The organism is Pseudomonas sp. Irchel s3b5, assembly GCF_900187435.1.
In the GTDB taxonomy this organism is placed as follows: domain Bacteria; phylum Pseudomonadota; class Gammaproteobacteria; order Pseudomonadales; family Pseudomonadaceae; genus Aquipseudomonas.
Genome location: NZ_FYDY01000026.1, coordinates 74,980 through 86,368, shown reverse-complemented (window position 1 = coordinate 86,368; position 11,389 = coordinate 74,980). Strand labels below are relative to the sequence as shown.

Genomic DNA, 11,389 nt, shown 5'->3' with positions numbered 1-11,389 from the left:
TGCAAGACGACCCAATCTTTGAAGTCGTCGTCGTAGCGTTTGCCTAGATTGGACATTGTTATGCACCTTCGCCCTCTTGAATGAATGAGTCAATCAACAAGGGTGACAGGTAGCCTGACACGGAGGGCGAGCTCCCAAAAAATGCAGCGTTTTTATTGGGGTCGCTGCGCGTCCCAGCGGGAGCAAGCTCCCTCGCCACAAAAGCTCAAACACCACGCTTACTCCGGCCAACACTAACCCTGGAATCGATAACCTCGGACCTAACATCCCGACCTTGCATGGTTAGATAGACAAGCTGCTCATTTACCCGGTCAAGGAACCGCGTCATGTCGACCGCAACACCTCAAGTTTCACGCAAATTGTTCGGCCTGTTTTGCCTCGCCAGTTACCTGCTCTCGCTGTCCTATGGCTCGACGTTTTTGTTGTCGCTGTTGATCGGTTCGCGCGGCGGTAACGAGCACGATGCGGGCAGTGTGATTTCGGCGGCGATGCTCAGCACGTTTGTGGCGGTGATTGTTTCCGGGCACTTGTCCGATCTGCTTGGTGCTGCGCGTTCAGTGGCGCTGTTCGGTGGGTTGCTGGTAGTCGCCAGTCTGGGTTTCGCATTGACGCCGGGGTTTGGCCATCTGCTGCTGTTTTTCGGATTGTTGCTGGGGGCGGGCTGGGGCGTGTTCTACACCCTCGGTCCGATCATCGTGGCGAGCCTGGTGACGCCAGCCCAGCGCGCCAAATACTTCGCGTTGCTCTCGGGCAGCATGATGACCGGAATCGGTAGCGGACCATTGCTCGGCCGCGCGGCGAGTGCGCTTGGCTATCCGGTGACGGCGGCGTTTTACCTGGCGGCGCTGGCCAGCCTGATCGGCGTTCTGCTGTTCTGGCGGCTGGATCGACAGCTGAAACAGACGCCGACGCCATCGACCAGCGTATCGCGGATTTCCTGGCGTACGGCGGGCCAGGTGCTGTCGTCCAAGGCCGTATTTGCGATCATCATGGTCGGCCTCGGCGGTTGCGTGTTCGGCGGGCTGTCGAGTTTCCAGACCAGCTATGCAGCGGCGCGCTCCCTCGACTATTCGTTGTTTTTCCTCGGCTTCATGAGCGCAGCGATCAGTGGGCGCATGCTGATTGCGGGTTTCGTGGTCAAACGCGATCCGTTTCGTGCGTCCTGCCTGCTCTCGGGCCTGATGCTGGGTTCGATCCTGATGTTTGGTTTTGTCGTCGACGACGGCCCCAGTTATTTGCTCGCCGCGGTGATGCTCGGGGTCGGTTATGGTCTGACCTATTCGGTGATCAACGGCCTGGCCGCCAACGAAGCGCCGAACGGCACCACCTCGCAATCCCTGTTGCTGTTCAGCCTGTCGTACTTCATCGGCGTGTTTGGCTTTCCGCTGCTGGCAGGAAAGATCATCGTCGAACACGGCATGTCTACACTGCTGCTCACGGTGTTGGTCGTTGCTTTGCTCAACTGGCTGATTACCGTGGGCCGGTTGATCTGGCGTCGGGCAACCATCGCCAAGGCATTGCAACAGGCCTGAGCCGTTCGTCGCTCATTTGGCACCCCTTCAGATCGAGGGTGGACTAATCAGACAGGACCCTCTTCGTTGGAGACGACACCATGAGCCTGTCCAGACTGACCGCCCTCGCCCTCACTGCGTTGTTGTCCTCTGTCGCACTCGCCGGCGCTATCGGCTCCAGCACGGGCCCGACCAACCCGGTAGAAAAACCCAAGGCGCCTGCCATCCAGAGCGCCCCGGGGATGAACACCGACGGCACGGATGTCGACATCAACCTGCCACCCGCCACCGGTACCGATCCACGGATGCAGGGCAACGATGCGGGCCGTCAGGACGGTTTGAATGTGCCGGACACCACATCGCCCAGCGAGGGTGGACTCGGCTCAAGCACCACCGACAATAAAAAAGGCGGCATGAGCCAATAGCTGCCCAGACTTCAGAAGCCAGGAGAAATCCCATGCCTGCAAGCAGCCGTTGATTGAGGCGTTGCGCAAGGCGGTTTATGACCAAATCAGGTGTTGCGTTGCAGGACCCCATCGCAAGCAGGCTTGATCCCACAGTGTCAGGCTCAGGGTTCGAGACCGATGCGGAAAAACTCGCCGCCACTCCACACGCCGAGCCAGCGCTGCCCGTCGATCTCGCGACTGACCGCCAGCTCCACCAGTTGGTAGAACACGTTGCGGTGAATCAGCGCTTCGAGATTGGTCCGCACATGAACGTAGGGCGCCGGTTCTTGAGTCTCCGGATCGATCACCACGCGAATCGGGTGTTCAGCCCCAGCTTCCGTGGTCTCCTCGACATTGGTGGTAAAGCGCAGGAGTTGTGCCTCGCCCTCACCTTCCACGTCCACGGCAATCGCCACGAACGGCGCATCGTCGACCTTGATGCCGACTTTCTCGACCGGGGTAATGAGGAAATAATCATCGCCGTCGCGGCGGATGATGGTGGAGAACAACTTGACCATCGGCTTGCGCCCGATCGGCGTGCCCAGGTAATACCAGGTGCCGTCGCGGGCGATGCGCATGTCGATGTCGCCGCAGAAGTCGGGATTCCACAGGTGGACCGGCGGCAAGCCTTTGGTCTTGGGGATTTGCCCCAGCAGGTCGTTGGCTTTTTGCGGGCCACTCATGGCGTTCTCCTTGGATTTACTGGTCGCTGAGCCCCAGCAGGCTGCGCGCATATTGTTCCAGCGGCGGGCCCATGAGGTCTTCGGGTTTTTCGTCGTGGAACGTCAGCAAACCGCCACGACTCTTGATATGCGCAGTATCAATCAAATACTGGGTGCTGGTCTCGATCAACATGATTTGAATCACGCCGCTGTCGATGCCGAGGCGATCCAGCGCTTCCTGATCCAGCCACTCGTCCGAGTTGCCGATACGGTCGTCTGACTTGGCAAAACGCGTGTAAAGCAGATAGTGGGCGCCGACGGCACGGGCTTCACTCATGGCCTGGTCGAGTCCTTCGGGGACACGGGCACGGCGTACCATTGGGAAGTATTCGACAAAGCCATCGAAGGCAACTTCGGCAATCACGTTAGGGCGCGGATAAACAGTGCTGCCCGGTGGCATGAACGCACCCTGGGCAATATAGACGAAGGAGTCGGGCTGAATGCGCAGGTTATTCACGCGACGGCTGTCGCTGTGGTCGAGCACCCCTGCATCGCTCATATGGTAACGGGTCATTTCGGCCATATCGCTGACGTTCATGCAGCCACCAAGCGCCAAAACGGCCAGCAGCAAAACCAGGCTACGCATCCTATCCTCCAGAGGCCGGTGACGGAAAACCGGCGAATGGCCGTTGGATGCAGCTTCCGCGCCAGCTCAAGTTCATCGTGCCTGATCAAACGCAATCGCGGGCAAGCCACGCTCCCCACAGCGTTTACGCAAAACCCTGTGGGAGCGTGGCTTGCCCGCGATGAGGCCGATTCAGCCGCCGATAATTTTCATGACGGTAGCGCCGCCGGAAAACGCCACTTCCTGCTTGTCACCCAAGGCTTTCACCAACAGGCGCTGCAACGCCGGCAGTGCTTGATGACGCGGCTTGTCGAGCAGATCACCGACATAGTGACGGTTGCTCGACGACAGGCAGCCATGCAGCCAGCCGGTTGAAGACAAGCGCAACCGAGAACAGGTTCGGCAGAACGGCACGCTCTCGTTAGCAATCACACCGAAATGCCCAAGCCCCGGAATCTCGTAGCGCACAGCGGTCGCATCGACCGGTGCATCGGCTTGCAAATACTCATAGCGCTCGCCGATCAGGCTCAGCAGTTGCTGAAGGCTGACGAATTGTTGCAGGAAGGTGTTGGAGTCATTGGCCAAGTGGCCCATGCGCATGAGCTCGATGAAGCGCAGTTCATAGCCACGTTCGAGACAGTAATCGAGCAGCGGCATCACCTGATCGAGGTTCTGGCCGCGCAACGGCACCATGTTGACCTTGATCTTCATGCCGGCCGCGTGGGCCTGGTCCATGCCGTCGAGCACCGTGGCCAGGTCGCCGCCACGGGCAATGCCACGGAACGCACTGGCGTCGAGGGTATCGAGGGAAACGTTGATGCGCCGGATACCGGCATCCACCAGCAGGGGCAGTTTCTTTGCCAGCAGCTGGCCATTGGTGGTCAGGCTGATGTCTTCCAGGCCCATCTGCCCGACTGCCTTCATGAACGCTTCGAGTTTCGGGCTGACCAGCGGCTCGCCGCCGGTGATGCGCAAACGCTCGATGCCAGCGGCTTCGATCAGATAGGCCACACCCCGCGCCATAGCGTCGGCCGACAACTCATCCTGCGCAGCCACCAGCCGCTTGCCGTTAGGCACGCAGTAGGTACAAGCGTAATTGCAGGCGGAGGTCAGGCTGATGCGCAAATTGCGAAAACGCCTGCCTTGACGGTCAACGATCATGATCTCTCCGGTGGAAGACTATTCGGGGCTGCTAAAACTTGACCTAGAAATCAAGTTTTAGCAAGTCCTACACCTGAGTATATTCCTGCGAACGACACCCTGTAGCGAAATCATGGCGCAATAAGGTGGCTGAATGGCTCAGCTGCTTGGGGTGTCGGTGTCGCGCTTGCGTTTGTTGCCCATGCGCACACCGATGTCCATCAGGAACTGGAAGAAACCTTCCTGGTCTTCCAGCACATTGCTCCAGAACGGAGAGTGATACAGCGCCACGGCACCGTGCACCAGCGCCCAGGACGCGCAGTAATGGAAGTAAGGGGGTACGTCTTCGAGTTTGCCTTCGCTGATCCGCCCCTTGATCAGCAGAGTCAGGCGTTCGAAGTTCGAGGCGCGAATGTTGTGCAACTCCTCGATCATCTCCGGGACCTGATTGCCCTTGACCACCTTCTCTTCCAGGCGATCAAACAAGCGATAACGTTGCGGGTCGCGCATGCGGAACTCGAAATACGCGCGAGACAGGGCTTCCTTGTCCTTGTCGACGTCGGCCGAATGCAACAGCTCGTTCAAATCACGCTCGTAATCGAGCATCAGGCGCAGATAGATTTCAGCCTTGGATTTGAAGTGCTTGTAGATCGTACCTTTGCCGATACCGACGGCATCAGCAATCATCTCGACGGTGACACTGTCTTCACCTTGTTCGAGGAACAGCTTGAGCGCGGTATCGAGAATTTCTTGCTCGCGGCGACGAAACTCACGGACCTTACGGGGTTCTTTATGCATAAGAAAAGGTCTGTTCGGGTCAAAATTCGAAGCCGCGTATTATGCCTAACTTGCGTAAAAATGCACGGATCATCCGACCATATCTGCGCTTTCTGGTCATTCTGCGTACGCGGGATGACTGATGAGAACTCTTCCGAAGCGCCCGTATTCCAAATTTGTTTAAAAACCCCGGTGATCAAACTGGACGGGATGCAATCCTGATCAATACTTGAACTGTCGGCGGGGCATCTCCCCCAAGTGTCACGCCGATATTGGTACCAACGGACCGCGTGCCATTGTTTTACTCCTAATGGTCTTAACCCGGATTCACCCCCCAGAACCCGGGTTTTTTTTGCCTGCGATTCAGAGGCCAAAGCCCCGAACTGCCACAGGCTGCGATCTTTTCCGGTATTACGCCAAAGCCCTGACATGCGCCAGGGGAAACAATCGCTTGAAGTTCTCTGTGGTCTGCTCAGCAAATCGCTCGTAGGACTCACCCCGCAACATTGCCAGAAACTCCGCTACTTCCCGCACGTACTGCGGCAGGTTTGGCTTGCCGCGATATGGGATCGGCGCCAGGTACGGTGAGTCGGTTTCCACGAGCAACCGGTCAGCGGGCACCTTGCTGGCCACGTCGCGCAAGGCGTCGGCATTGCGGAAAGTGACAATCCCGGACAGGGAAATGTAGTAACCCATATCCAGCGCAGCTTTCGCCATCTCCCAGTCTTCGGTGAAGCAATGCAGCACGCCCGCCTGGGGCAGCGCCGCTTCACGCAACAGATTCAGGGTATCGGCGCGGGCGCCACGGGTATGGATGATCACCGGTTTACCGGTCTGTTGCGCCGCTTGCAGATGCAGGCGAAAGGATTCCTGCTGCAACTCTGCCGCTTCGGGCTCGTAGTGATAGTCCAGGCCGGTTTCGCCAATCGCCACCACGCGCGGGTGATTGAGCTCCTGCAACAACCAGTCGAGCGCAGGCGCGGCGCCCGGCTGGACATCCAGCGGATGCACGCCGACCGAACAGTCGACGTCGTCATAACGCTCGGCCAGGGCTTTGACGTCGGCGGCATTGTCGGCGCTGACACCGATACACAGAAAGTGCCCGACGCCGCGCTGGCGAGCCGCATCAAGTGCGGCATCCAGTGAACCGTCGTGAACGGTCAAGTCAAGGCGATCGAGGTGGCAATGGGAATCTACGAGCATAAAAGGCTGCAACTTACATCGAATGAGTGGGACAACAGGATTACCGGTGCTTTAAGTCTAGGCGCAGACAGTCAGCGCTGGGCGGGCAAGGACGCCCATTGCACCAGCAAGGCTTCCAGCAACAAAACCCGGTTCAGGTTCGCTTTGCTCAATACTTTCTGGCGCTGGGCGAGGATCCAGTCCTGGATATTCAAGACTTTGTCCTGAGCGGTTTTCTGCGCCAGGTACTGAACGACCTTGCGCATATCGGTCAAACCCAGCCCCTCTTCATCCTGGGTCAGTTGATAGCGCAGGATCAGGCTGGACCAATCGCAAAACCAGTCGAACAGCAGCAACAAGGGAATCGCATTCCAGCCTTCGGCCAGTTGCGTCGGCGACTGTTGCTGCTTGAGCAACTTTTTCACTCCGTCCACCACTTGTGCCCGCTGTTCGCGAACGCCCTGGGACTGCAAATTGACCGCAGCCAGCGGCGAGCCGGCGGCCAGTGTCAGCAACTCGACACGCTCGTCATCCGAACAGTCCGGCAAGGCCTTGGCCAGCCAAGCCTGGCTCATGGCCGCACTCGGCAACGGACAAGCCTGCTGCACACAACGACTCTTGACGGTCGGCAGCAGTCGGCTTGGCTGGTGACTGACCAGCAACAGAACGGTATCGCCGGACGGTTCTTCAAGGCTTTTCAGCAAGGCGTTGGCCGCATTGATGTTCATCGACTCGACCGGCTCGATCAGCACCACTTTGCGCCCGCCCAACTGCGCGGTCTGCACGACGAAACTGACCAGATCCCGAACCTGATCAACCTTGATCGCCTTGTCGGCTTCTTCCGGTTCCAGAATGTAGTTATCCGGATGACTGCCCGCCTTCAGCAGCAGGCAGGATTTGCATTCGCCACAGGCTTCAAGGCCGGCCGGACGCTGGCACAGCAGGTTGGCCATCAAGCGTTCTGCCAGCGCCCGTTTGCCGATACCAGCCGGACCGTGCAACAGATAGGCATGGGCGTGCTGGGCACGACCGGCCAGTTGCTGCCACAGACTGTCCTGCCACGGATAGGCCTCAGCCACGGGTCAGCTCCAGCAAACGTGGCAACAATGTATCCAGTGACTGCTGAACCTGCGCCAACGGTTGTGCGGCATCCACCAGCACATAGCGCGCCGGATCTGCCTCGGCACGCTTGAGGAAAGCACTGCGCACCGCATCGAAAAACGTCCGGCCTTCGAGCTCGAAGCGATCCAGGCGACCGCGAGCACTGGCCCGGGCCAGGCCGACTTCCACGGGCAGATCGAAAATCAGCGTCAAGTCCGGGCGCAGGTCACCCTGGACAAAGGTTTCCAGAGCGGCAATGCGCTCCAGCGACAATCCGCGACCACCGCCCTGGTAGGCGTAAGTCGAGTCGGTAAAGCGATCACACAAGACCACGGCACCACGGGCCAATGCCGGGCGAATGACTTCGGCCAGGTGTTGAGCGCGGGCGGCGAACACCAGCAACAACTCGGTATCCGGGTTCATGACTTCATCGACCGGGGCCAACAACACCTCGCGAATACGCTCGGCCAGTGGCGTTCCACCCGGCTCACGGGTCAGCACCACCTCAATACCGGCGGCGCGCAAACGTTCGGCCAGGTATTCGCGGTTGGTGCTCTTGCCGGCGCCTTCAGGGCCTTCCAGAGTAATAAACAAGCCAGTCACAGGCAGTCCTTAGTCAGAGTCATTGCGAGCTTTGCGGTGTGCTTGCATCGGAAGCCGGTGCATCCGGTGCGGGTTCAGGCGCGGGATCTTGCGGCTGCACCCGCGGCGAAGCGTCCGGATCAGTGTCCGGTGACGCGGTCGGGACCGGCATCTCGGCGTCCTCAGACGCCGACGCGGCAGGCTCCTCCACCGGCGTCTCGGGTGCAGAGATCGGTGCCGGGCTGGAGCGGTAATCGGCTCGGCGCTTGATCTGGTACTCACGCACTGCATTGTTGTGCGCATCCAGATCATCGGAGAACACGTGGCTGCCATCACCGCGCGCCACGAAGTACAGGCTGCTGCCCTCCACCGGATTGAGCGCCGCATGGATCGCTTCGCGACCGACCATGGCAATCGGGGTCGGCGGCAAACCTGCATTCATGTAAGTGTTATAGGGCGTGGCTTCTCTGAGATGTGCACGGTTCAACTTGCCGCTGTAACGATCACCCAGGCCATAAATCACCGTCGGGTCGGTCTGCAGCAACATGCCTATCGCCATGCGCCGTACAAACACACCGGCAATCTGCCCACGCTCCTGCGGCACACCGGTTTCCTTTTCCACCAGCGAGGCCATGATCAGCGCTTGATAGGGTTCGGTGTACGGCACGTCCGCCGATCGTTGCGCCCACTCTTTGGCAAGCACATCGTTGAGGCGATCGTAGGCAATTTTCAGCAGCTCGACATCGGACATGCCGCGCACGAAGCGATACGTGTCAGGGAAGAATCGCCCTTCGGGAAAAATCCCGGTATGGCCGAGCTTGTCCATGACCTGGCTGTCGCTCAATCCATCAAGGGTCTGCTCGAGTTTTTCATCCCTGGCCAGGGCCGCACGCACTTGATGGAAATTCCAGCCTTCGACCAGGGTCAGGCTGTACTGAACCATCTCTGCGCGCTTCCACAGATCGATCAGCCCTTCGACTGTCATGCCGGGAACCATGCGGTATTCACCGCTGTGCAGAGGTTGTTTGGGCAGGTTGAAGCGCCAATAGACGCGCAGCCAGAATGCGTCCTTGATGACGCCGTCAGCTTCCATTTTCAGGAAGGTGCGGTTCGGAGTCGTGCCCTTGGGCACCTCCAGCAGTTTTTCCTGAGTGATATTCAGCGGTTGCACCAATGCCGAATGAATTTTCCAGGCAGAAGCACCCAACATCAGCCCCGCCAGAACCAGTCCGGTTTCCAGCAGCAGCAAGAGTTTACGTCTCACGTATCAAGCATCCAGTAGCTCATTGGCAATGGTTTGGAGTTTACGGGTGAGCGGCCCAACCGGCCAGCTCAGTGCTGCATAAGCACGCACCGGCCAAACGCCATAAACGCTGTTGCAGACAAAGACTTCGTCAGCCCATTGCAGCTGTTCGAGGGGGATATCGGTGATTTGCGTGGGGATACCCGACGACTCGGCTTGAAACAAAATTTCTTCGCGCATCACCCCGGCGACGCCACAGCGTTTGAGGTCTGCCGTGATCAGCACGCCATTGCGCACTAGGAACAGATTACTGAATACGCCTTCAATCACGCGCCCTGCCTGATCGAGCATCAAGCCTTCAGCATGCTCGGTGTCCTGCCATTCGGCACGGGCGAGGACCTGCTCCAGGCGATTCAAATGTTTGAGGCCGGCGAGCAGAGGTTGATTTGAAAGTCGTGTCGTACAAGGAAACAGGCGAACGCCTTGCTCAGCATGGGCATCCGGATAGACCGCTGGTGGGTTGCCCGACAAAATGCGTCGAGCGGAAACCGAGGGATCGAAGGCGTAGCCGCGCAAGCTGTCACCGCGTGTGACGATCAGCTTGAGCACACCTTCGTCCAGCTTCGCGGCATAGTTCAACAACTCCGCGACCATGAGCTCATGATCAAGGTTGATCGCCAACCGCTGGCACCCCCTGGCCAAACGCACCAGATGACGATCCAGCAGCACCGGGAGTCCATTACGCACAGCGATGGTCTCGAACAGACCATCACCATAAGCCAGGCCGCGATCCTTCAGCGACAAAGCGTCCGCCGGCTGACCGTCGACCCAGCAGTCCATCAGCCTGCGAACCGGCGGAACACCAGCGAGCCGTTGGTGCCGCCAAACCCGAAGGAGTTGGAAACCACCACATCAATGTCCATATTGCGCGCAGTGTGCGGCACAAAATCGAGATCGCAGCCTTCGTCCGGCTCATCGAGGTTGATGGTCGGCGGCGCCACCTGGCTGTTGATCGCCAGTACGCTGAAGATCGCCTCAACCGCGCCCGCCGCACCCAACAGGTGACCGGTCATGGACTTGGTCGAACTGACTGCCAGCTTGTAGGCGTGCTCGCCGAACACTGACTTGATCGCATTGACTTCCGCCAGGTCGCCTGCGGGAGTCGAGGTGCCGTGGGCGTTGATGTACTGCACTTGATCGCCATTGATTTTGGCATCGCGCAGCGCATTGGTGATGCAGCGCGCTGCACCTGCGCCATCGGCTGGCGGCGAGGTCATGTGGTAGGCATCGCCACTGGTACCGAAGCCGATCAGCTCGGCGTAGATGGTCGCGCCACGCGCCTTGGCATGCTCGAGTTCTTCCAGCACCAGCGCACCGGCGCCATTGGACAATACAAAGCCATCGCGGCCCTTGTCCCATGGACGGCTGGCGCGGGTCGGCTCGTCGTTGCGGGTCGACAGTGCGCGGGAGGCTCCGAAGCCGCCCATGCCCAGACCGCAGGCCGCCATCTCGGCACCGCCGGCAATCATCACGTCGGCTTCGTCGTACATGATGTTGCGGGCCGCCATGCCGATGCAGTGCGTACCTGTGGTACACGCTGTGGCGATGGCGTAGTTAGGCCCCTGTGCACCCAAGTGGATGGACAGGAAACCGGAAATCATATTGATGATCGAGCCTGGCACGAAGAACGGAGAGATCCGTCGCGGGCCGGTCTCGTGCAGCGTGCGGGCGGTTTCTTCGATATTGGTCAGACCGCCAATACCCGAGCCCATGGCCACGCCGATACGCTCACGGTTGGCGTCAGTGACTTCCAGACCGGCATTGCGTACCGCCTGAAAACCTGCGGCCAGACCGTACTGAATGAACAGGTCGAGTTTGCGGGCTTCTTTGACCGACAGGTATTCCTCGACATTGAAGTCCTTTACCGAGCCGCCAAAACGGGTGGAATAGGCAGAAAGGTCGGCGTGTTCGATCAGACCAATGCCACTGCGGCCAGCCAGAATGCCCTGCCAGCTGCTCGGCACATCCGTGCCCAGTGGCGACAACATACCCATACCGGTGACTACGACGCGTCTACGCGACACAGCACTCTCCTTTTTTCAAATGACGACTTTGCATCA

Annotated in this window: 12 protein-coding genes; 2 read left to right on the top strand and 10 right to left on the bottom strand. The window is 59.2% G+C overall.

Features of this window, described 5'->3' with window-relative positions; genetic code table 11:
* Nucleotides 1–326: 326 nt before the first annotated feature.
* Entirely contained in the window at nt 327–1,532 is a 1,206-nt protein-coding gene (locus CKW15_RS22535; protein WP_095056631.1) for an MFS transporter, read from the top strand.
* Between the two features lie 80 nt (nt 1,533–1,612).
* On the top strand, nt 1,613–1,936 hold the full coding sequence (locus CKW15_RS22530; protein ID WP_095056630.1) for a hypothetical protein: 324 nt from the start codon (nt 1,613–1,615) through the stop codon (nt 1,934–1,936).
* 143 nt (nt 1,937–2,079) lie between these two features.
* Here the strand turns inward: CKW15_RS22530 and CKW15_RS22525 are convergent, their stop codons facing one another.
* The 10 genes from CKW15_RS22525 to fabF all read right to left on the bottom strand — a co-directional run bounded on the left by CKW15_RS22525 (nt 2,080) and on the right by fabF (nt 11,353).
* Nucleotides 2,080–2,640: a DUF1285 domain-containing protein gene (locus CKW15_RS22525; RefSeq protein WP_095056629.1), complete on the bottom strand. Its 561-nt coding sequence runs from the start codon at nt 2,638–2,640 to the stop codon at nt 2,080–2,082.
* Nucleotides 2,641–2,656: 16 nt separating this feature from the next.
* Complete coding sequence (locus tag CKW15_RS22520; protein WP_095056628.1) at nt 2,657–3,265, bottom strand: DUF4823 domain-containing protein; 609 nt, start codon at nt 3,263–3,265, stop codon at nt 2,657–2,659.
* A 171-nt stretch (nt 3,266–3,436) separates the two neighbouring features.
* Nucleotides 3,437–4,405, bottom strand: a complete 969-nt coding sequence (locus CKW15_RS22515; protein WP_095056627.1) for a GTP 3',8-cyclase MoaA — start codon at nt 4,403–4,405, stop codon at nt 3,437–3,439.
* A gap of 138 nt (nt 4,406–4,543) precedes the next feature.
* Nucleotides 4,544–5,182 (bottom strand): TetR/AcrR family transcriptional regulator, encoded by a 639-nt coding sequence (locus CKW15_RS22510; protein ID WP_095056626.1) that lies wholly within the window; start codon nt 5,180–5,182, stop codon nt 4,544–4,546.
* 390 nt (nt 5,183–5,572) lie between these two features.
* Entirely contained in the window at nt 5,573–6,364 is a 792-nt protein-coding gene (locus CKW15_RS22505; RefSeq protein WP_095056625.1) for a TatD family hydrolase, read from the bottom strand.
* Nucleotides 6,365–6,435: 71 nt separating this feature from the next.
* Nucleotides 6,436–7,422 carry a DNA polymerase III subunit delta' gene (locus CKW15_RS22500; protein ID WP_095056624.1) on the bottom strand — a complete coding sequence of 329 codons (987 nt, stop codon included), beginning with the start codon at nt 7,420–7,422 and terminating at the stop codon, nt 6,436–6,438.
* Nucleotides 7,415–8,047 carry a dTMP kinase gene (gene tmk, locus CKW15_RS22495; protein WP_095056623.1) on the bottom strand — a complete coding sequence of 211 codons (633 nt, stop codon included), beginning with the start codon at nt 8,045–8,047 and terminating at the stop codon, nt 7,415–7,417. Before tmk ends, CKW15_RS22500 begins: the two co-directional genes overlap by 8 nt.
* Nucleotides 8,048–8,066: 19 nt before the next feature.
* Nucleotides 8,067–9,290 carry an endolytic transglycosylase MltG gene (gene mltG / locus CKW15_RS22490; protein WP_095056622.1) on the bottom strand — a complete coding sequence of 408 codons (1,224 nt, stop codon included), beginning with the start codon at nt 9,288–9,290 and terminating at the stop codon, nt 8,067–8,069.
* A gap of 3 nt (nt 9,291–9,293) precedes the next feature.
* Entirely contained in the window at nt 9,294–10,109 is an 816-nt protein-coding gene (pabC, locus tag CKW15_RS22485; RefSeq protein WP_095056621.1) for an aminodeoxychorismate lyase, read from the bottom strand.
* Nucleotides 10,109–11,353, bottom strand: a complete 1,245-nt coding sequence (gene fabF / locus CKW15_RS22480; RefSeq protein WP_095056620.1) for a beta-ketoacyl-ACP synthase II — start codon at nt 11,351–11,353, stop codon at nt 10,109–10,111. The genes pabC and fabF overlap by 1 nt, the downstream gene beginning before the upstream one ends.
* Nucleotides 11,354–11,389: the final 36 nt, after the last annotated feature.